Raw genomic sequence first — 22,145 nt, 5'->3', positions numbered from 1 at the left:
CCGTCAAGAAGCGTCCGGCCGCGCCCTCCGCCGTGCCAGGTAGTGGGCGGTCCGGCTCCCGGGCGCGTCCGCGACCTCGGCAGGGGTGCCCGCCGCGACGATCCGGCCGCCGTCCGCGCCGCCGCCGGGACCGAGGTCGATGACATGGTCGGCGCCGGCCACCACCCCCATGTCGTGCTCGACGACCACCACGGTGTGGCCGGCGTCGACCAGGCCGTGGAGCTGGCGCAGCAGCACCTCGGTGTCGGCGGGGTGGAGCCCGGTGGTGGGCTCGTCGAGGAGGTAGAGGGTGTGGCCGCGGCGGGTCCGCTGGAGTTCGGTGGCGAGCTTGATGCGTTGGGCCTCGCCGCCGGACAGCTCGGTGGCGGGCTGGCCGAGCCGCAGATAGCCCAGGCCCACGTCCTGGAGGGTGCGCAGGCTGCGGGCGGCGGCCGGGATGTCGGCGAGGAAGTCCGCGGCCGTGTCCACGGTCATCGCGAGGACGTCGGCGACGGTGCGGTCCCGGTAGGTGATCTCCAGGGTTTCCGGGTTGTAGCGGGCGCCGTGGCAGGCGGTGCAGGGCGCGTACGTGCCGGGCAGGAAGAGCAGTTCGACGGCGACGAAGCCCTCGCCCTGGCAGGTCTCGCAGCGGCCGCCGGTGACGTTGAAGGAGAACCGTCCGGCGGTGTGGCCGCGGGCGCGGGCCGCGTCGGTGGCGGCGAAGACCTTGCGTACCGCGTCGAAGAGGCCGGTGTAGGTGGCGAGGTTGGAACGCGGGGTCCGGCCGATCGGCTTCTGGTCGACGCGCACCAGCCGGTCGATCGCCGACAGGCCCTCGGCGCCGGTGAGTTGGGCACGGGCCATCGGCCCGGCCCCGGCCGCGTCCTCGCCCGCCTCGGGCGTCCCGTCGCCGAGGTGCTCCCGCACGGCCTCCGCGAGCACTCGGGTGACCAGCGTCGATTTGCCCGACCCCGAGACGCCGGTGACGGCGGTGAAGACGCCGAGCGGGAAGGCGGCGTCCAGATCGCGCAGATTGTGCAGGGTGACACCGCGCAGCGTGAGGGTGCCCGCGGGGCGGCGCACGGTGCGCGCGGCCGGCGGTGCGGTGTCGAAGAGGAAGCGGCGGGTGGCGGAGGCGGTGGCGTCCGCGAGCCCGGCGACCGGCCCGCTGTGCAGCACCTGTCCGCCGTGTTCCCCGGCGCGCGGGCCGATGTCCACGATCCAGTCGGCGCGCCGGACCACGTCCATGTCGTGCTCGACGACGAACAGCGAGTTGCCCGCCTCCTTGAGCCGGCCGAGCACCGTGAGCAGGGACTCCGTATCGGCCGGGTGCAGGCCGGCGGACGGCTCGTCCAGGACGTAGACAACGCCGAAGAGGCCGGAGCGCAGCTGGGTGGCCAGCCGCAGCCGCTGGAGTTCACCGGCGGACAGGGTGGGCGCGGGCCGGTCCATGCTGAGGTAGCCCAGCCCGAGTTCGGTGAGCACCTCGATGCGTGCCACCAGGTCGCGGGCCAGTGTGGGGGCCACCTCGTCGTCCGCCCGTGCGGCGGTGGGGCGCAGCAGCTCGGCGAGGGCGCCGAGCGGCATTCCGGCGAGGGCGGCGATGTCCCGGCCCTCGAACGTCACGGCCAGCGCCTCGGGGCGCAGCCGCCGCCCGGCGCACACCGGGCAGGGCTCGGCGACCATGAACCCCTGGACGCGCTTGCGCAGGGTCTCGCTCTTGGAGTCGGCGAAGGTGTGCAGCACATAGCGCCGGGCGCTCATGTACTGGCCCTTGTAGGGGCGCTGGATCCGGCCCACGTCGCGTACGGGGTGGACGGTGACGACGGGCTGTTCGTCGGTGAACAGGATCCAGTCCCGGTCGGTCTGCGGCAGCTCGCGCCACGGCCGGCCGATGTCATGGCCGAGGGCCGCGAGGATGTCACGGAGGTTCTTGCCCTGCCAGGCGCCGGGCCAGGCGGCGATGGCGCCCTCCGCGATGGAGAGCGCGGGGTCGGGGACGAGGGACTGCTCGGTGACGCGGTGGACGGTGCCCAGACCGTGGCACTCCGGGCACGCCCCGACCGCCGTGTTGGGCGAGAAGGCGTCGGAGTCGAGCCGTTCCGTCGTGCCCTCCGGGTAGTCGCCGGCGCGGGAGAAGAGCATCCGCAGGGTGTTGGAGAGGGTGGTGACGGTGCCGACCGAGGAGCGGGAGGTGGGCGCGGAGCGCCGCTGTTCCAGGGCGACCGCGGGCGGCAATCCGGTGATGTCCTCAACCTTGGGCGCGCCGACCTGGTGGATCAGCCGCCGGGCGTAGGGGGCCACCGACTCGAAGTACCGGCGCTGCGCCTCGGCGTAGAGGGTGCCGAAGGCGAGGGAGGACTTGCCCGATCCGGACACCCCGGTGAACGCGACCAGCGCGTCCCTCGGGATGTCCACATCGATGGTGCGGAGGTTGTGCTCACGGGCGCCGCGCACCCGTACGTACGAGTCGGCCATCCCTCCATGATCGGGCACCGCCGGCGCCGATCGGTCACCGCCTCGGGGTGTCTGCGCCGGCGGCCGTGGCGGCGCCGATCCGCTCGCGTGCCTCCTCCCAGGGCAGCGGGGTGGCGATGACCGCGCGCAGCGCCCGGAGCTGCCGGGGCGGGAGCCCGGCCGCCAGGACGCCCACGGCGCGCCCGCCCCGCCCGTAGAGCGCGAGGAGGCGCCGCTCCGCCCGGTCCAGGACGGTGGCCTCGACCCGGTCGGCACCCGCGGTCAGCCCGTACGCCTGGAGCTTGAGGCCGTACTGGTCGGACCAGAAGTACGGCACGGGGGCGAACGGTCGGCGCTCCTGGGTGGGCGCGTCGTTCCCGGCACCGGGGGCGGCGGGGGCCGTCGCGTTCAGTTCGGCCAGGAGGTTGCGGGCGGCGGCCATGCCCTGTTCGGTGGCGTTCATCCGGTGCTCGAACCGCAGCGGCCGGCCGTGCACCGGGTGGTCCCAGCGGGCCACGTCGCCCGCGGCATAGATGCCCGGGGCGGCGGCGCAGTACGCGTCGCAGCGCAGCCCGTCGGTGGTGTCCAGGGCCGGGTCGGCCAGCCACTCGACGGCGGGCCGGGAGCCGATCGCCAGCAGCACGAGGTCGGCGGGGAGCCGGCTGCCTTCCTCTTCCCCTCCCCCGGCGGCTATGCCCCCACTGCCGGGCGTGCCCCCATTGGCCAGCCGTACGGCGGTGACCCGCGGGGCCCCGGTACCGGCCGGGTCGGTGGGCTCCGTCTCGAACCCGTCCACCTCCCCGGTGCACAGCCGCACGCCCCGGGCGCGCTGCTCCTCGGCGAGCAGCGCGCCGACCTCGCTGCCGACGACGGCGGCCATCGGTGTCTCCTCGATCCCGACGAGGGTGACGTCATGGCCCAACTCCCGTGCCACCGCGGCGGCTTCGCAGCCCAGTACGCCGTTTCCGACGATCACCAGCCGGCGCCCACCCCCGGCCAGCCGGGCGCGCAGTGCCAGCGCCTCGTCGAGGGTGCGCAGGGTGTGCACACCGGCGATGCGGTCGGCGCCGGGCAGGGTACGGGCCGCGACGCCGGTCGCGATGATCACGCCGGCGCAGCCGAGCCTCGCCCCACCATCGAGAGTGAGGGTGCGGGTGGCCACATCGAGGCCGGTGGCCCGGGTGCCGAGCCGCAGATCGAGGTCCAGCGGGGCGAGCTGCTCCTCGGTGCGCAGCCGCAGCCGGTCCGGCTCCCAGGCGCCGTGCAGCAGCTGCTTGGACAACGGCGGCCGGTCGTACGGGAGATGGGGTTCGGCGCCGATGAGGCTGAGCGGGCCGCGCCAGCCGCCGCGGCGCAGCGCCTCGGCCGCGGCGAGCCCGGCCGCGGAGGCGCCCACGACGGCGATCGGCCGGGTGGTCATGCGGGCACCTCGCTCACGGCGGCCGGGCAGCGGGCATCAAGGGTGATCTTCATGCCAGAAGGCTCCAGGGGAGTCGCGGCGGGGTGAAGGGGTAATCCGGCCGTGATCGAACCGCCCGGGCGGCGGTGCCGGTGCCACCGCTCCGCGCGATCACCGCCCCATCGTCAGCCCATCGGCCGCGGCGCCCCGGCTCAGCACCGCCGTGCCGATGCTCTTGCGGATCCGGTCGTGGCCGCCGGTCGTGGCGAGATTGCGCACCCGGACCCGCGCCCCCTGCTGAATGAACTGCGGGACGTACTCGGCCTCCGTGACCCGCCAGCGTTCCCCGGCGTGGTGCGGCGGCGCGAACCGGAAGCGGGCGATGCTGCCCCAGTTGCCGCCCGGCTGCTTCATGACGCCGGAGAGCTGGTCACCGAGGCCGTAGACGACCCAGGTGCCGTTGACCTTCTCGTACGGCTGCGGGGTGTGCGCACGGGTGCCGACGATCAGATCGATGTCGGGCCGGCCGCCGGTCTCGGAGGCGGTGAGCAGCCGGGCCAGCCTGATTTGCCGCGCGTCGGGGGCCGTTCGGTACTCCGTGCCCCAATACGGGCTGACGACCACGACATCGGCGCCGGCCCGGCGGGCCGCCCGGGCATCCCTGATGATCCGCTTGGCGTCGAGCAGATTCACCGTCCACGGTGCGTACGCCGGCCGCCGCCCGCTCCCGGTGCCGTAGGTGTACGCGAGCTGGGCCACCCGTGCGCCGCCCGGCGCCCGCAGCAGCGCCGGACGGCCCGCCTCGGCGGCGTCCCGGGCCGAGCCGGCATGGCGCAGCCCGACCGTGTCCAGCGCCTCCAGGGTGCGCCGCACGCCCGGCACACCGCGGTCGAGGGCGTGGTGGGAGGCGGTGGCGCAGGAGTCGTAGCCGGTCGCCTTCAGTGCGGTGGCGATCTGCGGGGGCGCCTGGAGGACGGGGTAGCCGGTGAAAGGCCCGGTCAGCGGTCCGAGCGGGGCGTCCAGATGACACAGCGCCAGATCGGCGGCGGAGATGACCGGCCGTACGCCCTTGAGCATCGGCCGGTAGTCGTACCCGTCGTGCGGTGCGTCCCGCCGGGCCGTGGCCAGCACCTCGCGGTCGGAGGGGTGCACGTCCCCGGCGGCCACCAGGGTGAAGGGCCGCCGGCCGGCGGCCCGGGTGACGGGGGCGCCGGCATGGGCCCGCGGGGTGGGTTCCGGGGAGGGCCTCGGGGCGGGCCGTGGGACGGGGTGCGGGCGGGTGCAGCTCACGGCCAGCGCGGCGAGCAGGGCGACGGCTGCATACCGGGTGTACGCGCTCATCCCCGACAGATATCAGCAGGGACATGACCGGAAATGCCCCGAGACGCCGATGTCCGCGGCTCTCCCCCGTACGGACTCACCTCTGCCGCCATCGGGCGGCCGGACGGCTCATGGGGTCTCCGGTTCCGTCTCCCCGAGGACCGTTGCCTCGTCCCGTGCCATCTGCGCCTCGGCCGGGCGGTCCAGCGCCGCCAGCACGTCACCGAGGGTCTGGAGGGCGCCGGCGAGATGGTGGCTGCCGAGGAGGCCGACACAGGCACGGTGGAGGTCGACGGCTTCCTGAGCGAACGGCAGCCCTTCGGCCGGGCGGTCCAGCTTTGCGAGAATCTCGCCGAGGGTGTGCAGCGAGAGCGCGAGGCCGGCCCGGTAGCGACGGTCGTCGGCATGGGCCTCCGACACCCTCCGCCAGCGTTCGACGGTTTCCCGGGCGAACGGCAGTGCCTCCTCCGGGCGGTCCAGCTGAAGCAGCAGCCGGACGAGGCCCCGCAGGAACAGGGCGAGCCCGATGCCGCGACGCGGGTCCGCGTCGGCCGCTGCCCGGTCACGGCCGAGGGCAACGGCTTCCTCGATGTACGGCAATCCGTCGGCCGGGCGGTCCAGCTGCCCCAGAATCTCGCCGAGGAGGCACAGGGACCGGGCGAGAGCGATACGGCGGAGGAGCGGTTCCGCTTCGGCCTCCACCGGCTCGCGACGGAGCGCAATGGACTCCTCGAGGAACGGCAGCGCCTCGGCCCGCCGGTCGTGATCCTTCAGCCAAGCGGCTTGGTAGTACAGGGCGGCGGCGAGGGCGGGGCGCCGGTCGGGGTCGGCCTCGGCCTCGGCCAGGTCACGGTAGAAGGCGACGATTTCCCCGGGCTCCTTCTTCAGAGCGAGGGCCTCGTCCCGTGCGGCCTGCGCCGCGACCGGCCGGACCAGCGTCGTCAGCAGCTCACCGAGCGTGCCGAGGCACTCGGCGAGGAGGGCGCGATGGCGCGCGAGTTCGACGTCGGCCAGGGGGCGGCAGATCGAGACGGCTTCCTCGACGTGCGGCAGCCCCTCGGCCGGACGGTCCACCTTTGCCAGCAGCTCGCCCAGCTCGCGCAGGGACCGCGTCAGCGCGAGGCGGTAGCGGGGGTCCGCGTCGGCCTCCGCCTGACCGCGGTGCGTGGCGACGTCCTTCCTGGCCTCCCGGAGTTGTCTGCCCCACCGCAGCCTGGCCACCACCGTCGCGCCCCATCGGCGCCCTTCCTTGTGCACCATCACGTCACCGTTCCCGCCGCCGTCAGCCCTCCGGCCAGCCTTGATCAGCACCGTGGCTCGCAGCGACCGCCATGCGGGTAATTCGTGCCGCGCGGGCCCCGCACGGCACGCCCACCCCAGCCGCCACAATCGGCCATCCGGGGACACTCCCCGGCGCCCCGTAGAAGAGCGCGCCTAACCTCGGCCCCATGCCCAAGACCGTCATCAACGGGACCTGGGACACCGCCCACCCCGACCACCGGGAGTTCACCGGCACGGCGCTGATGGCCTGCGGCGCGTACCTCGCCGGGGCGATCGGTGCCCGGCATGTGCGGGTGTCCGGCGCCGGCCACGCGCCGCACCAGGACCGGCCGGACGAGGTGAACGCCGTTCTCGCCCGGCTGTGGCAGAGCTGACCCGGGCGACCGGGACCGGGGCGTGCCGGGAACCGGACCGCTCCGCCTCGCCCCACCGCCCCGCCCCGCCCGTCAGGCCACGTCGATGCCGTACTCCTGCACCAGCGCCTCCAGGCCGCCGGGGAAACCCTTGCCGCCCCCTACGAAGTCCCAGTCGCCGCCCGCCCGTTGCCGGAACGAGCCGAGCACCAGCGCGGTCTCGCCGCAGCGCCCCTCCGAGACCTCCAGCTGTCCCAGCTCCTCCCCCGACGCGTCCAGCAGCCGGATCCGGGCGTCGGTGAAGCCGGAGAGATCGGCGTCGGGGTTGACCTGGGGGTCGATCGCCGCGACCAGGACCAGCCGGTCGGCGTCCGGCGGCAGCGCCTCGAACCGCACCTGTATCGCGGCCCGGTCGGGTGCGAAGCCGGGCAGCATCCGCACCGAGCCGTCCGGGTTGCGCGGGTTGTTGTAGAAGACGAAGTGGTCGTCGCTCAGGACGCTGGTCCCCTTGCACACCAGGGCGCAGACATCGAGGGCGACCTCACCGGACCAGTTCATGCCGAGGACGTTGTGGTCCGGCGCCTCGTCGGCGGTGGCGGTGCCGGCCGGAGCTTCCGTGCCGAGCCGTCCGCGCAGCCCGTACCGGCCGAGCAGATCGACGAGTTCGGAGCCGGCGATCAGGCTTAGCGGTTTGCCGTTGGCGAAGGTGTGGGAGCCGGGGCCGAAGCGGGAGGTCGTCACCAGCACGCCCTTGTTGGCGCCTTCGGCCTGGACCGTGCCGTAGAGGTCGCGCACGGCGGTCGGCGGAACGGTGTGGCGGTAGCGCTTGACCTGCACCACGATCTTGCCGCCGCGGATCGGGTCGGGATCCAGCGCGTCCACATCGACCCCGCCGTCGCCGGAGCGCTGGGTGGTCACGGCCTGCATGCCCATGGCGCGGAACAGCTCGGCGATCAGGTTCTCGAAGGCGAGCGGGTCCATCTCGTACAGATCCGGCTCGCTGTCCGTGCCGTGGGCGACGACCTCGCCCCCGACGTCGCCCGGCAGGCGTCCGGGGCGTACCGCGGTCCGCTGGTCGGGGCGCGCGGCGAGCTGCCCGCGCAGCCCCTCGGTCAGACACTCCACCGCGCTGACCTGCGCGAGGTGGAACGCGTCAAAGGCGCTGCGGGCCGCCATGACGGTCGCCAGATACACCTGGGCGGGGCGGCCGGTCACCGGGTCCACATCGTCCACGAACCCGTTCAGGGCCACCGAGTCCAGCGTGCCGTAGGTGTCCGCGGCGAAGAGGTCACGCAACACCAGCAGCACGCTCTGGGCCAGCACATCGCGGTAGAGCGCCCGGCGCTGCGCGGCCGGCCGGGCGGTCTCCTTCTCCTGGTCGGCGGTGGGCATGTACCGGACGGACTTGGTCTCCGGCACGATGTCGTAGCCGGGGAGCTCCCAGTCCAGGACGAGCTGGCGGGCCCCCGGGTCGTAGGCGGCGGCGACCTGCCGGGGAAAGCCCTCCGGCCAGGCGGTGGAGGAGTACAGCGCGGCGGAGAAGTACTCGACGGCGGCGTCCGGGTCGCCGTCGCGCAGGCCGGACAGCAGCTCCGCCATCCCGGCGTTGTGCTGCCGGATCCCGGCGAGGGCGCCCGCGGCCCACTGGTCGTACTGCTGCCGGTAGGCCGCGAGTTGGGCCTGCCGCCGGCTCTCGGCGGCCTGCGCGGCATACCAGTCCTGCTCGTAGCGGGCGCGGGCCTCTCCCTGGGCACGGTCCCGGCGGACGCCGGCCTGCCAACCGCCCGGCGGGGCCTGGTAGCGCGCCGGGTCGGGCATCGGCACCGGGGTGGCGAGGGCGCCGGGCGCGAACTCCTCGATGCGCTCGGGGCGCAGCAGCGCGGCCGGGGAGAAGGCGGGGGCGCGGCAGCCCTCGGCGAGCAGGCCGGTCAGTGCGGCGACCCGGCCGTCCAGTTCCTCGGTGCGGCGGCGGGCATCGGCCTCACGCTGCTGCCGGTAGGCCGCCTGCCGCTCGCGGTGCATCCGCGCCATGGCCCGTTCCGCGTCCCGGGCCTGCCGTTCCTGGTCGCGCTGCTGCTGTGCTCGGGCGCGGTGCTGGGCTTCCTGCTGGCGCTGCTGCTGCCGCTGCGCCTCGGCCCAGATGGCCATTAACCCGTGGGAACGGCGGCTCATGTCGCTCTGTGTCCTCCCCCCGGGGCGACTGGCCCCCGGACCCTGTGGAAGCGGTTTCACCTGCGCTGTTGGTGAGACTTTAGCGGGGGAGGGAGCGGCCGGTCACGGTCGGGTGGGAAGAATCGGCCCCTTCGCGGGCGCGTTTCGCGGTCACCTTCGCGGGTGCCTTAGCGGGCGCCTTGGTGGGGCGAGTGCCGGCCGCCGTTCCGGCCCCCCGGCCGGGCCTCATCCGGCCGCCGCCGCCCGCAGCTTCGCCGCCGTGACGGCCGGGTCGTAGCCGTCGGGCACCCCCGGCACCAGCAGCCCTCGGGGTACGGGTCGATTACCTCCGGGGTCATGGTGGCTGCCGGCTGGAGGCCCTCTGGTGCGCCGGGCGGTGCGTCCGGTACCTCTCGGCAGCGAGGCCGCACAGTTCCGCCCGTCCCACCGCCCACGCCTCCCCGCCTCTCCCCCGGTACGCCCCACCCTCCCGGCCGTCACGAAGGGATCTCGCCATGGACGACCTCCTGCACTTCCGGGCCGCCAACACCAGCCTGGTGCTGGACGTGTCCGGAACCGGTCTGCCGCGCGTCGTGCACTGGGGCGCCGACCTCGGTGCGGTCGCGGCCGGCCGGCTCGCCGGGCTGTGCTCCGCCGACGTCCCGCAGACCGTCCCCAACGCACTGGACGAGCCGGTCCCGCTGAGCGTGCTGCCCCAGCAGTCCGCGGGCTGGCCCGGCACTCCGGGGCTGAGCGGCCATCGTGCGGGCCGTACCGCCGCGCCCGCCTTCACCGTGCGCGGCAGGTCCGTGGAGCACGAGAGCCGGCGGCTGACCGTCGAGGCGGTGGACCCGGCCGGCAGTCTCGCGCTCACGCTGGAGCTCGGGCTGACCGGTGCCGGGCTGGTGCGGCTGCGCGCGGCGGTCACCAACACCGGCGACGGGCCCTACCACCTCACCGGGCTGACGCCCGCGCTGCCGGTCCCCGCGCAGGCCACCGAGCTGCTCGATCTCACCGGCCGGCATCTGCGCGAACGCGCCCCGCAGCGGCATGCGTTCACGCTGGGCACGCATCTGCGGGAAGGCCGGCGCGGGCGGACCGGCAGCGATGCGACGCTGCTGCTGACCGCCGGGGAGGCGGGCTTCGGCTTCCGGTCCGGTGAGGTGTGGGGGCTGCATGTGGCCTGGAGCGGCAACCATCGCACGCTCGCCGAGCGCACCCCGGCCGGGCAGACGGTGCTGGCCGGCGGCGAACTGCTGCTGCCGGGCGAGGTCCGGCTGGCCCCGGGCGCGACCTACCGCTCCCCCTGGCTCCACGGCTCCTACGGACGCCATGGCCTGGACGAGCTGGCCGGCCGCTTCCACCACGAGCTGCGGGCCCGCGACGGACATCCGGCGTCCCCCCGGCCGGTCACCCTCAACACCTGGGAGGCGGTCTACTTCGACCAGGACCTGGCCACCCTGGAACGGCTGGCGCGGGCCGCGGCCGAGGTCGGCGCGGAGCGGTTCGTGCTGGACGACGGCTGGTTCCGGGGGCGGCGGGACGATCACGCCGGGCTCGGCGACTGGTATGTGGACCCGGCGGTCTGGCCGGACGGGCTGCGGCCGCTGATCGACACCGTGCGGGGGCTGGGGATGCAGTTCGGGCTGTGGGTCGAGCCGGAGATGATCAATCCGGACTCCGATCTGGCCCGTGCGCATCCGGACTGGATTCTGGCCGACTCCCCGTCCCGGCTGCCGCCGGCCTCCCGCCATCAGCAGGTCCTGGATCTGGCGCGCCCCGAGGCGTACGCCCATGTCCGCGAACGGCTGGACACCCTGCTGCGCGAGCACCCCATCGACTATCTGAAGTGGGACCACAATCGGGACCTCGTGGACGCCGCAGCGCACCACCAGACCATGGCCACCTACCGGCTGATGGACGAGCTGCGGGCGCTGCACCCGCAGTTGGAGATCGAGTCCTGTGCGTCGGGTGGCGCCCGGGTGGACCTGGGCGTGCTGGAACGCACCGACCGGGTGTGGACCAGCGACTGCATCGATGCGCTGGAACGGCAGCACATCCAGCGCTGGACCGGGCTGTTGCTACCGCCGGAGCTGCTCGGCGCGCATGTGGGGGCGCCGGTCGCCCACACGACGGGGCGGCGGCACACCCTCGATTTCCGGGCGGGGACCGCGCTGTTCTGTCACTTCGGGATCGAGTGGGACCTGACGGCGGCGAGCGCGGCGGAGCGGGCGCGGCTGGCCGAGTGGGTGGCGTTGTACCGGACGCTGCGGCCGTTGCTGCACAGCGGGACGGTGGTGCGCGGCGACCATCCCGACCCGGCGCTGTGGGTGCACGGCGTGGTGGCCGGGGACGCCGGGCGGGCGGTGTTCGCGCTGGTGCAGATGGCCACGAGTGTGCAGGCCCCCGCCGGGCGGGTGCGGCTGCCGGGGCTGGATCCGGACGCGGACTACCGGCTGTCGCCGCTGGCGCCGGGGGACCGCCCGGAGGGGCCGGTCACGTCCGCACTGCCCTGGTGGGAGCGGGGCGTGACACTGCCGGGGCGGGTACTGGCCGAGGTGGGGGTGCAGGCACCGACGCTGTTCCCGGAGCGGCTGGTGCTGCTGGAGGCCGTACGGCGGTGAGCGAGTGAGCGGGTGAGCCGGTGAGCCGGTGAGCCGGTGAGCCGGTGAGCCGGTGACGCAATCGGTCGTCCGTGACGGCGAGTTCGGCCCCTCTCGTCGGGCGGTCGGGCGCGCCGCCCGATCCGGCACCCGGGGGCTACGGACCCCTGACCCTATTCCGCCTCGCCGTTGCCTTCTTTCCTTTATGGCATTACCTTTGTCGCGTGACTACCGGGTCGGCCATGTGCCATGAGCGAGTGAGGTTCCCGGTCACCACGTGACCGCCAGGCGGGCGCCAAGAGGCCCGCCCCCTCCGCTCTTTCAGCTTTCGCGCGCTGCGCGCTCTTCCTTTCCTGCGGGTTCGGCTCGCGTACGGGTTTCACCCTGCCTGCGCCCCGCTTCCGCACGCACCTTCCGCGTAACCGCGCGCCCTTTTCCCCAGCCGCCTTTGCGGCGCCCCCGAACCTCGGCCGAATGCCTTTCACCCGAGGTCAATTCGCCCTGCCCGATGAGCGGTTCTCCGTCTCTCCCGCAGGGCTTCTTCGCCCTGCCCGCATATCTCAGCGGGCTCACCGCATTCCCTCATCCTGGAGAAGACACCGAATATGCCGATCGATTTCAACCGACAGATCATCGAGGAGTTCCGCGCCAACGGCGGCCGCGTCGGCGGCCCCTTCGAGGGCGGCCGACTGCTGCTGCTGACCACTACGGGTGCGCGGTCCGGCGCCCCGCACACCACTCCGCTCGGCTACCTTCCCGACGGCGACGGACGGGTCCTGGTTATCGCCTCGGCGGCCGGCGCCCCGAAGCATCCGGCCTGGTTTCACAACCTGGTGGCCCATCCCCGGGTCACCGTCGAGGCGGGCGTCTTCACCTACGAGGCGCAAGCCGTTGTCCTGGAAGGCGCCGAGCGCGACCGGGCCTTCGCCCGCGCGGCCGCGACCGATCCCGGCTGGTCCGACTACCAGGAGCGGACGGAGCGCATCCTTCCGGTGGTGGCCCTGGAGGAAATCCCGGCCGGGCCGCCGCGCATCAACGCGTCCTCGGCGGGTGCGGCACTCAAGGCCGTACACGACGGATTCCGCCAGGAACTCACCCTGATCCGCAAGGAAATCGCCGCCTCGGGCCCCGGTCTCGGCGCCCAGCTCCGGGTGAACTGTCTGACCCTCTGCCAGGGGTTTCGCAACCACCACACCGGCGAGGACGCCGGAATGTTTCCGATGCTCGGCCGGAACCATCCCGAACTCGCGCCGGCCCTTGAGCGGCTTCAGGAGGAACACAAGAAACTCGCCGTCCTTCTCGCCGACCTACAGAAAGTCATCTCCGCCCAGGACGCGGATCCGCAGCGGGTGCTCGCCGAAGTCGAGCGCCTCACCAAGGAGGTGGAAGACCATCTCACCTATGAGGAGGAGCAATTGATTCCGGTCCTCGACGGAGGAATGTGCTGAACCGCTGGGCCCACCGGGCGGGCCCGGCGTTCAGATCACGCCGTCGTGTCCCGCCCAGTACGGATCCCGCAGCTGCCGCTTGAAGAGCTTTCCCGACTCGTCGCGCGGCAGCCGCTCCTCGAAGACCACGGCCCGGGGGACCTTGTACCCGGCGAGCCGCGCCGCCACATGGGCACGTACCGTCTCGGCGCTCAGCAGCACGCCGGGTTCGGTCTCCAGATGCACGGCGAGGACCTCGCCGAACTCCTCGTCGGGGATACCGAAGACCGCCACGTCCCGGACCCCGTCGAGGGCCAGCAGACAGCCCTCGATCTCCGCGGGGTAGATGTTGACCCCACCGGAGATGACCATGTCGTTGCGGCGGTCGCTGAGGTAGAGATAGCCGTCCGCGTCGAGGTGGCCGATGTCCCCGATGGTGACGTACCCGGGCAGGCCCGCCGCTTCCATGGCGGCGCGCTTGTCCGGGTCGCCGAGGTAGGTGAACCGCGGCCATTCTTCGGCGGGTTTGAGGTAGATGTCGCCGGTGGCACCGGTCGGCAGCGGCTCCCCGTCGGGGCCCAGGACCGCGACTCCGCAGGTGCCGGTGGCCCGTCCGACGGTGCCGGGGTGGGCCAGCCACTCCGTGCTGTCGCACCAGGTCACGGCGCCGGTCTCACTGCCGCCGTAGTACTCCCGCAGCACCGGCCCCAGCCAGTCGATCATGGCGTGTTTGATATGCGGCGGGCAGGGCGCCGCGGCATGCACGACCGAGGTGAGCGAGGACAGGTCGTAGCGCTCACGGACGTCCTTGGGCAGCCGCAGCAGCCGGACGAACATCGTGGGCACCACCTGCACCTGCTCGATGCGGTGGTGGGAGATCAGCCGGAGGAACTCCTCGGCGTCGAAGCGCGGCATCAGCGTGATGTCCAGACCGGCCGCGAGCGCGAGGACGGCGTGCTGGCTGGGCGAGGCGTGGTAGAGCGGGGCGGGGATGAGCGTACGGCCGCCGGGGGCGACGGCGAAGTACTCCAGGAACCGCAGCACCGCCTCCTCCAGCCGGTCCGCGGCGACAGGTTCGCGCAGCACCCCCTTGGGGCGGCCGGTGGTGCCGGAGCTGTAGATGATGGTGGGCGGGCGTTCGGCGGCGGCCTGGGGCAGCGGTGCGCAGTCCTCCAGCCAGTCGTCGAGCAGCGGGTGTTCGCCGGTGGGCGGTGGCGGGGCGATGCCGCAGGCGGCCGCGACACCGGCCGGGACGGCCACCTCGACGATCCGTACGCCGTCGGGGAGCACGGCGGACACCGCGGCCAGCAGATCGGTGTGCACAAAGACGACCTTGCTGCCGCTGTCGCTGAGCACATGCCGTAGTTCGTGGTGCCGGAAGTGCCAGTTGACGGGTACCGCCGAGGCCCCGAGGAGCGCGGCGCCGGCGGTGATCTCCAGATGGGCGGGCTCGTTGCGCAGCACCACGGCGATCCGGTCGCCCGGCTCGACTCCCCACTCCGTCAGGCCGTTGGCTATCCGTGCCGCACGGTCGAGGAAGGCCGGATAGTCGCGTTCATGGCCCGCGCAGCGGATGGCCGGGGGCCCGGCGGCGGATCGGACGACGGCTTCCATGGTGCCTCCAGTGGGTGCGGCCGGCTCGCTCATTGAACCGGCAAGGGGCGCTACCCGCCAGGGCGCTGACCATGCGTCAGCACCGCTTCCGGCCATCGGACGCCCACTTCTCGGCCACTCCCCCGCACTCCTCTTAGGTCCGAGGTCTTCCGGCTCACCAGCGGTCAACTCCCCCAACTCTCCGCCTTCTTCCCCAAGGTGCTCCGATGTTTGTGGCGCCCGGGGTCTTCCGGTCCGGGTGCCGGGGCTGCACCATGCGGGATGGCACAGGAGGCACGTACGTGACCAACTGACCCGAGGAGCGAGCGATGCACAGCCGCACAAGACGGTTCGGGCTGCTGGGACTGACGGGGGCGCTGGGCGCCCTGCTGCTGACCGCCGGTGGCCCCGGGGCCGCCGCACAGCCCCCGCCCCGGCCCACCGCCGGCCCCGGCACCAATCACGCCACCGACGATCCCTTCACCTCGGCGCGCACCTCGTGGTGGCGGCAGAGCCGCTTCGGGATGTTCATCCACTTCGGCGCGTACTCGAATCTGGAAGGCGAGTACACCCGGCCCGACGGCACGGTCTGCCGCAACGCGGAGTGGATCAAGCGCGAGTGCCGGATCCCGGACGAGGAGTACGAGCGGCAGGCGGCCACCTTCAACCCGTCCGCCTTCGACGCCCGCGCGATCGTCCGGGCGGCCAAGGACGCCGGTCAGCGCTATATCGTCATCACCGCCAAGCACCATGACGGCTATGCGATGTGGCCGACGCGGCAGAACACCTGGAATCTGCGCGACCACTCCGCCTTCGACCCGCGGCGCGACCTCTTCGCCGAGCTGAAGAAGGCCGCCGACGCCGCCGGCATCAAACTCGGCTTCTACTACTCGATCTGGGACTGGCACGACCCGGACTTCGCCGGACCGGACACCTTCCCGCGCTACAAGGAGCGGATGTACGCCCAGCTCAAGGAGCTGATCGAGAACTATGCCCCGGCGCTGCTGTGGTTCGACGGCGAGTGGGACACGGACAACCCCACCAACCCCTGGTCCCGCCGGGACGGTGCGGACCTCCAGGCGTATCTGCACACCCTGAACCCGCGCCTGATCCTCAACAACCGCGTCGGCAAGCGCGAGGTGGTCGACGGCGACTTCGGCACGCCGGAGCAGGAGATCCCGGCGGAGCCGGTGGACGGGCAGCTGTGGGAGAGCTGTATGACGCTCAACGACCACTGGGGCTTCGCCAAGTACGACACCCACTGGAAGTCGTCGGAGACCGTGCTGCGCAATCTGCTGGACGTGGCGAGCCGCGGCGGCAACTATCTGCTCAACGTAGGGCCGGACCGGCTCGGGCGCATCCCGCAGCCGTCCGTCGACCGGCTGCGCGAGACCGGCGGCTGGCTGGCCGCGCACGGCCAGGGCGACGCGGTGTACGGGGCCGGGCACACCGGGCTGGTGGCGGACCCGCCCTGGGGCGCGGTCTCCCGCCGGGGCAACGAGCTGTACGCCGCGGTCACCTCCTGGCCGGCCGCCGGCGCTCCCCTCCACCTCACGGCCCGGGCACCGTTCGGCCTCACCGCCGCCCGCGTGCTGGGCAGTTCCCAGCAGGTCAAGGTCGCCCGCTCCGGGGACGGCTTCGATATCACGCCGTCCGGCGCGGCCACCGATCCGCGGGCGAGCGTCATCCGGCTCACCATCCGGCCGCCGGCCGCGGCGCCCGCCGGCAGCGGCACCGGGCTGACGGCACACAGCTGGGCCAATGACTCCTTCTCCGGCCCGCCCGCGGTGACCTCCGTCGATCCGACGGTGAACAAGTCCTACCGCTTCGACGGCTCACCGGCCCCGGAGATCCCCACCGATCACTTCAGCACCCGCTGGACCGGCAGCATCCAGCCGCGCTACGACGAGACGTACACCTTCACCACCGTCTCGGACGACACCGTGCGGCTGTGGATCGACGGCAAGGTGGTGATCGACAGTGCCACCCCGCACGGTCCGAAGACCGACAAGGGGACGGTCACCCTGAAAGCCGGTCACCGGCACCGGATCCGGATCCGGATCGACTACACGGAGCAGACCGGCGAGGCCCATATGAAGCTGCTGTGGTCCAGCCCGAGCCAGGACCGGCAGATCGTGCCGCGGCGTCAGCTCTACGCCGACTGACCGCGGACGGGGGCGGGAAGCAGACGGGGGCGGGAAATCGACCGCCCCCGTTGGGCCGTTCGGGTCACCGCGGCCCTGAGGTGACCGGCCGTACGTCGGGGCGCCGTTGCCGGTGCCCGCGGGACGGCGCCTCGATCACGGACGTCGGATCGGCGTACGACGGCGATGTGCTCGGGGACGACCCGGCCGGGGCCTGGGACCGCGCGGCGGTGGCCGCCGTGGCGGCGTTCACGGAGCGCGGTGCGCTGGGCCGCCCGGTCCAGCTGTCCTACGGCTCGCAACGGGCCGGCGCGTACTGCACGCAGATGACGGCCGACGCGGTGGTGCACGCCTGGGATCTGTCCCGTGCGATCGGCGCCGAGGAGCGGCTGCCGGGCCATCTGGCGACGGCGGCGCTGCGCGAGGTGGAGCCGTATGCCCCCGGGCTCTCCGCTTCCGGGCTGTTCGCCCCGGCGGTCGAGCCGCCGGCGGACGCCGACGCGCTCACCCGGCTGCTGTGCCTGCTCGGGCGCCGGCCCTGACCCGGGAGGAGGAGGCCCACGGGTCAGGGCCGGCGTCACACCTGAGATCAGCCGATCAGTCGATGCCGCGGAAGATATTCGGCTCGGCGGGATCGTCCTCGCAGCCGGCCAGACGCACCGGGGCACAGCGGTCCCAGACTTCCAGATTGCGGACTTCCTTGATCCGACCTGGCCGCTCGCCCTGCTTCAAACGGGGCTGCTTGTGTTGAGCCTTGTGCAAAGCCACCACGCACTCCTTCATCGAGGTATTGGTTCCGACGCGGTGGCGCCTTGTTCACAAACCGGGAGGTCAGCCAAGGTTTGTGGCGTTCCCGCGACGGGCCAATGGTGTTGGCGTCTCCCAGAAAGGTCGTCCGTCGCCCCTCAGAGTAACGACGCGGCACGCGGCGCGCTCGACGTTTTCCCTTGCGAAAGTCAAGTCCTCGAAAAGCGCGAATATCGCTCCCCTCAACGACGGGGGGAAAGGGTGAGATTTGTGATGCACATCACTCACTCCAATGGCCCTGCGGTTGCTGCATTCGCCTCGCTCCCTACGCTGGGGAAGGAGCGAAGGATCCAGCCACCGGGGCCGCGCGCCATGCGGCAGAGCGCGCGGTCGCGGTGCTACCCATGGGCGGGTGGCATGGTTCTCCGATTCCGGTTACTGGCTCGGGCGGCTGGTCTTCCAGCGCACGCTGGCCGTTCTCTATGTGGTCGCCTTCCTCGCGGCGGTGCGGCAGTTCCGGGCACTGATCGGTGCCCGCGGCATGCTGCCGGTCCCCGCGTATGTGGCGATGGTGCCGTTCCGCGCGGCGCCCTCGGTCTTCCACCGGCACTACTCGGACCGCTTCTTCGCCCTGTGGTCGTGGAGCGGGGTCCTGCTCGCCGCGGCCGTGGCGGCGGGGGCCGCGGACGCCGTGCCGCTGTGGGCGTCGATGGTGCTGTGGGCCGCGCTGTGGGCGATGTATCTGTCCATCGTGAACGTCGGGCAGACCTGGTACGGCTTCGGCTGGGAATCGCTGCTGCTGGAGGCCGGCTCGCTGGCGGTGTTCCTCGGTAACGCCGAGACCGCTCCCCCGGTGACGGTCATGTGGCTACTGCGATGGCTGCTGTTCCGGGTGGAGTTCGGGGCCGGGCTGATCAAGATGCGCGGTGACACCTGCTGGCGGGATCTGACCTGCCTCTACTACCACCATGAGACCCAGCCGATGCCGGGGCCGCTGAGCTGGTTCTTCCACCATCTGCCCAAGCCCCTGCACCGGGTCGAGGTGGCCGCCAACCATGCCGCCCAACTCGCCGTTCCGGTCCTGCTGTTCACACCGCAGTCGATCGCCGGATGGGCGGCGGTCGTCATGCTGGTCACCCAGCTGTGGCTGGTGCTGTCCGGCAACTTCGCCTGGCTGAACTGGGTGACCATCGCGCTCGCCCTGTCGGCCGCCGCCCCGCTGTGGGCGCAGCCCGCCGCGCCACTCCCGGCACCGCCCGTGTGGTTCGAGGTCCTGGTCCTCCTCGCCACCGCCGGGGTCCTCGCGCTCAGCTACCGCCCGGCCCGCAATCTGCTGGCCCGGCAGCAGCTGATGAACACGTCCTACGAGTCGCTGCATCTGGTCAACTCGTACGGCGCGTTCGGCAGTATCACCCGGGTCCGCCGGGAGATCGTGGTGGAGGGGACGGCGGACGCGGTGACCGGGCCGGACACCACCTGGCTCGCGTACGAGTTCCACGGCAAGCCGGGCGAGGTGCGCCGGCTGCCGCGTCAGTTCGCGCCGTATCACCTGCGGCTGGACTGGCTGATGTGGTTCGCCGCGCTGTCACCGGCCTACGCGCAGGCGTGGTTCGTGCCGTTCGTGGCCCGGCTGCTGGAGAACGACCGGGACACCCTGCGGCTGCTGCGCGGCAATCCGTTCCCCGATCTGCCGCCGGCCCGGATCAGGGCCCGGGTCTTCCGCTACCGCTTCACGACCTGGCGGGAACTGCGGGATACCGGGGCGTGGTGGCATCGCACCGAGGAGCGGGAGTTTCTGCCGCCTCTCGCGCGGTCAGCTCTGCGCGGAAGGCGATGACCATATCGCGCGCATGGCGCAGTCCGATGCGTACGAAGTCCTTTTCCAGCGCGGCGAGTTCGGCCAGGGTCTCGTGCTCGTCGCGGCCGAGGCGGGCGCGGGACTTGGCGAGGCCGAGCCGGGAGAGCGCCTCGCCACGGGGCTCCTGCATCTCGCGGAACTCCGCCAGCGAGAGGGTGTAGGTCTCCTGCGCGGACTCGTAACGGCCCGCCCGGTAGAGGACGTTGGCGCGCATCTTGTGGTTGTACGCGAGCGCGCTCGCCAGGTCCATGGTGCGGCAGATGGCCTCCGCCTCGGACAGCAGCGCCAGCGCCCGGTCCGTCTCGCCCTGTACGGACAGGACATCGGCGACGCCGCGCAGCGACCAGGCGCGCCCGCGGAAGTCATCGGCCTCGGCGGCGATCCGGGCGGACTCCTCGAACAGCTCCAGCGCCTTGTCGTAGCCGCCGGTGTTGCGGTGCATCTGGGCTATGCCGGACATCGCCCAGACCATGTGCCGGGCCTCGCCGTGCGCCCGGCCCTGTTCGAGCAGCTGCTCATGGAGCTCGGCGACCGCGGCGTAGTCGCCCTGTATGCGGCCGGTCTCGGCCAGGCCGGCGAGCGAGTAGCCGTGGGCGAGGCGGTCGCCGCTGCCGTCGGCCAGCGCGACGGCGTGGGTCAGCAGCCGGCGGGCGAGCGGCAGGGTCCCGCACTGGCGGGCCAGGGTGCCGCCGCTCCACAGCGCCCAGGCCATGGCGCCCGCGTCCTCGGCGGTGCGGGCGCTGCGGTAGCTGTCCCGCCAGGCGTCGCCCGCCGCCTCGACGCGGCCGAGCCGGCGGTTGGCCTCGGCGACCGCGAGCGCGGCCCGGGACCGCTCCAGTGGTGTGCCCGCGTCGGCGTGTGCCCGGCTCGCCGTCGCCAGCACCTCCTCGTAGGAGGAGTTCACACCCAGGGCCGAGCCCAACTCACCCTGATATTCCGGGGCGAATGCCTTGCCGTACATATATCCGTGGCCCTCTCGACTCATCTCCGTGCCTTGATCAACAACCTATGAGCGGTGGGGGGTCCGGCGAATCAGTCCGCGTATGGGTTATGCCGTACGACTCGAGTGCTACGGATGAGGACCATGGTCATCTTGAGGATGTACGGGTCCGTCAGGGTCATCCCTCCGAAGGAAGACCCCGCGAGCCCGGTGCACCGCACCCCGCGGGGTGCTCTGCTTGCCCGAGCGGGCAGGACGGGACACCCTGCTACGACCACCCGATCACGGGCCACCGACCGCGAGCACGAGGTGTGGCATGGGAGCAGAAGACACGGGAACACCGGCCGGGACCGGGACCGGCCGCCGGCGATTCCTCGGCACCGTCGCGGGGCTCACCGCGGCGGCCGGGACGGGGCTGCTGTCGATCCGGGACCCCGGACCGGCCCGGGCCACCCACCGCCCGGCGCCCCGCCCGCCCCGCGTCCGTCCGCTCTTCCTGGGGACGTACACCTCGGTCGCGGGCGGCGGCACCGGCGTCGGGTTCGGGACGTACGACACTGTGACCGGGCAGCTCACCGCCGGCGGGGTGGTGGAGGGGGTCGCCGATCCCTCGTACCTCGCCCTGGCGCCGTCCGGCCGGACGCTCTACGCGGTCAACGAGCGGGAGCAGGGCGGGGTGACCGCCATGGCGCTGCGGCCGGACGGGCCGCCCGCGGTGCTGGGCACCCGGTCCACCGGTGGCGCGGGCCCCTGCCATCTGTCGGTGCATCCCGGCGGGCGCTGGCTGCTCAGCGCCAACTACCTCTCCGGCAGCGTCGCCGTGCATCCGGTCGACCCGGCCACCGGTGCCCTGGGCGAGCGCACGGATCTGGTCACCCACACCAGCCCGCCGCCCGGCCCCGGCCAGGACGGGCCACACGCCCACCAGATCATCACCGCCCCGGACGGCCGTCACGTACTGGCCGTGGACCTCGGCAACGACACCGTCTACACCTACCGGCTCGACACCCCGGCCGGAAAGCTGACCCAGGTGTCGTCGGCGTCGCTGCGGCCCGGGGCCGGCCCCCGGCATCTGACCTTTCATCCCTCCGGCGACTTCGCCTACCTCGCGAACGAGGTCGACAACACGGTCGTGGTCTGCCGCTACGACCGCCGCAGCGGACGGCTCACCCCCGGTGCGCCGCAGTCCACGGGCACCGGTCCGGGCACCAGCTATCCCGCACAGATCCTGGTCACCCGGGACGGCCGGTTCGCCTTTCTCGCCAATCGGGGTCACAACAGCCTGACCCGCTATGCCGTGGAGGCGGCCGGGGCCCGGCTGCGGCTGCTGGACACCGTGCCCGTGGGCGGGGACTTCCCCCGGCAGATCGCCTTCTCGCCGGATCAGCGCTGGCTGTTCGCGGCGAACCAGAAGTCGGGGTCGGTGACGGTGTTCGCGGTGGACGCCCGGACCGGGGCGCTGCGGCGCGCGGGAGCCCCGTTCACGGCCCCGGTCCCGGTGTGCGTACTGCCGCGGTGAGCACGGCACACGGGCCGCTCCGGCCCCCGCCGTGACGTTCCGCAGACGGAAACACTGCGGCAACAGCGCCGCAGGACGGGCTCACTAGCGTCGGCCCGCATGAGCACGGGAACGGTACGGGACGACGGCACGGTACGGGACGACGGCGCCGCACGGGGCGGGACGCCGGCCGCGGCGGGCGGATTGCAGCAGGGGCTCAGGCGCCGCCATATGCGGCTGATCGCGCTGGGCGGGGTGATCGGGGCGATGGCGTGGCTGCCGGACAGCCGGTCGCAGTTCTGGCTGAGTCTGCTGACGGTGGCCGTGGTGCCGGCCGCATACGAGCTGCGACGACGGAAGGGGCCGGCCGACGCGGTCTGAGCCGCGCCGGCCGA

The 22,145-nt window shown here is 72.9% G+C and carries 15 protein-coding genes and 1 pseudogene; 8 read left to right on the top strand and 8 right to left on the bottom strand.

The genetic code is table 11. The features are described 5' to 3' along the window. Positions 1-3: 3 nt before the first annotated feature. The 4 genes from uvrA to AC3EUV_RS02535 form a co-directional block, all read right to left on the bottom strand. Entirely contained in the window at positions 4-2,457 is a 2,454-nt protein-coding gene (gene uvrA / locus AC3EUV_RS02550) for an excinuclease ABC subunit UvrA (protein ID WP_435602021.1), read from the bottom strand. A 34-nt stretch (positions 2,458-2,491) separates the two neighbouring features. Next, positions 2,492-3,856 carry an NAD(P)/FAD-dependent oxidoreductase gene (locus AC3EUV_RS02545; RefSeq protein WP_432140692.1) on the bottom strand — a complete coding sequence of 455 codons (1,365 nt, stop codon included), beginning with the start codon at positions 3,854-3,856 and terminating at the stop codon, positions 2,492-2,494. A 150-nt stretch (positions 3,857-4,006) separates the two neighbouring features. Next, entirely contained in the window at positions 4,007-5,176 is a 1,170-nt protein-coding gene (locus AC3EUV_RS02540; RefSeq protein WP_432140691.1) for a CapA family protein, read from the bottom strand. Positions 5,177-5,284: 108 nt separating this feature from the next. Beyond that, entirely contained in the window at positions 5,285-6,415 is a 1,131-nt protein-coding gene (locus AC3EUV_RS02535; protein ID WP_435602020.1) for a tetratricopeptide repeat protein, read from the bottom strand. 188 nt (positions 6,416-6,603) lie between these two features. Here AC3EUV_RS02535 and AC3EUV_RS02530 point away from each other — a divergent pair, with 188 nt between their 5' ends. Beyond that, entirely contained in the window at positions 6,604-6,810 is a 207-nt protein-coding gene (locus AC3EUV_RS02530; protein WP_435602019.1) for an alpha/beta fold hydrolase, read from the top strand. Positions 6,811-6,882: 72 nt separating this feature from the next. Here the strand turns inward: AC3EUV_RS02530 and AC3EUV_RS02525 are convergent, their stop codons facing one another. Further along, positions 6,883-8,961 (bottom strand): restriction endonuclease, encoded by a 2,079-nt coding sequence (locus AC3EUV_RS02525; protein ID WP_432140688.1) that lies wholly within the window; start codon positions 8,959-8,961, stop codon positions 6,883-6,885. Between the two features lie 494 nt (positions 8,962-9,455). Here AC3EUV_RS02525 and AC3EUV_RS02520 point away from each other — a divergent pair, with 494 nt between their 5' ends. Further along, complete coding sequence (locus AC3EUV_RS02520; RefSeq protein WP_432140687.1) at positions 9,456-11,564, top strand: alpha-galactosidase; 2,109 nt, start codon at positions 9,456-9,458, stop codon at positions 11,562-11,564. Between the two features lie 584 nt (positions 11,565-12,148). After that, positions 12,149-12,991 (top strand): nitroreductase/quinone reductase family protein, encoded by an 843-nt coding sequence (locus tag AC3EUV_RS02515; RefSeq protein WP_432140686.1) that lies wholly within the window; start codon positions 12,149-12,151, stop codon positions 12,989-12,991. A gap of 30 nt (positions 12,992-13,021) precedes the next feature. On the opposite strand, the gene AC3EUV_RS02510 is transcribed toward AC3EUV_RS02515, so the two are convergent. Next, entirely contained in the window at positions 13,022-14,584 is a 1,563-nt protein-coding gene (locus AC3EUV_RS02510; protein ID WP_435602018.1) for an AMP-binding protein, read from the bottom strand. A 308-nt stretch (positions 14,585-14,892) separates the two neighbouring features. Between AC3EUV_RS02510 and AC3EUV_RS02505 the strand changes: the two genes are divergently transcribed. After that, positions 14,893-16,728: an alpha-L-fucosidase gene (locus AC3EUV_RS02505; protein WP_435602017.1), complete on the top strand. Its 1,836-nt coding sequence runs from the start codon at positions 14,893-14,895 to the stop codon at positions 16,726-16,728. Between the two features lie 119 nt (positions 16,729-16,847). Beyond that, positions 16,848-17,249, top strand: a pseudogene (locus AC3EUV_RS02500) (TIGR03086 family metal-binding protein); the annotation flags it as partial. Positions 17,250-17,304: 55 nt separating this feature from the next. Here the strand turns inward: AC3EUV_RS02500 and AC3EUV_RS02495 are convergent. Further along, on the bottom strand, positions 17,305-17,475 hold the full coding sequence (locus AC3EUV_RS02495; protein WP_159742382.1) for a hypothetical protein: 171 nt from the start codon (positions 17,473-17,475) through the stop codon (positions 17,305-17,307). 391 nt (positions 17,476-17,866) lie between these two features. Here AC3EUV_RS02495 and AC3EUV_RS02490 point away from each other — a divergent pair, with 391 nt between their 5' ends. Further along, the gene (locus AC3EUV_RS02490; RefSeq protein ID WP_435602016.1) at positions 17,867-19,291 is read left to right on the top strand and encodes a lipase maturation factor family protein; all 1,425 of its coding nucleotides are present in this window, start codon (positions 17,867-17,869) and stop codon (positions 19,289-19,291) included. On the opposite strand, the gene AC3EUV_RS02485 is transcribed toward AC3EUV_RS02490, so the two are convergent. Continuing rightward, positions 19,185-20,273, bottom strand: a complete 1,089-nt coding sequence (locus AC3EUV_RS02485) for a tetratricopeptide repeat protein (RefSeq protein WP_435602056.1) — start codon at positions 20,271-20,273, stop codon at positions 19,185-19,187. The genes AC3EUV_RS02490 and AC3EUV_RS02485 overlap by 107 nt on opposite strands. Positions 20,274-20,568: 295 nt before the next feature. Between AC3EUV_RS02485 and AC3EUV_RS02480 the strand changes: the two genes are divergently transcribed. Together AC3EUV_RS02480 and AC3EUV_RS02475 are read left to right on the top strand one after the other, a co-directional pair. Next, complete coding sequence (locus AC3EUV_RS02480; protein WP_435602015.1) at positions 20,569-21,771, top strand: lactonase family protein; 1,203 nt, start codon at positions 20,569-20,571, stop codon at positions 21,769-21,771. A 99-nt stretch (positions 21,772-21,870) separates the two neighbouring features. After that, positions 21,871-22,131, top strand: a complete 261-nt coding sequence (locus AC3EUV_RS02475; protein WP_435602014.1) for a hypothetical protein — start codon at positions 21,871-21,873, stop codon at positions 22,129-22,131. Positions 22,132-22,145: the final 14 nt, after the last annotated feature.

Source organism: Streptomyces sp. bgisy130 (assembly GCF_057708345.1).
This window is presented reverse-complemented; position numbering and strand designations above follow the sequence as displayed.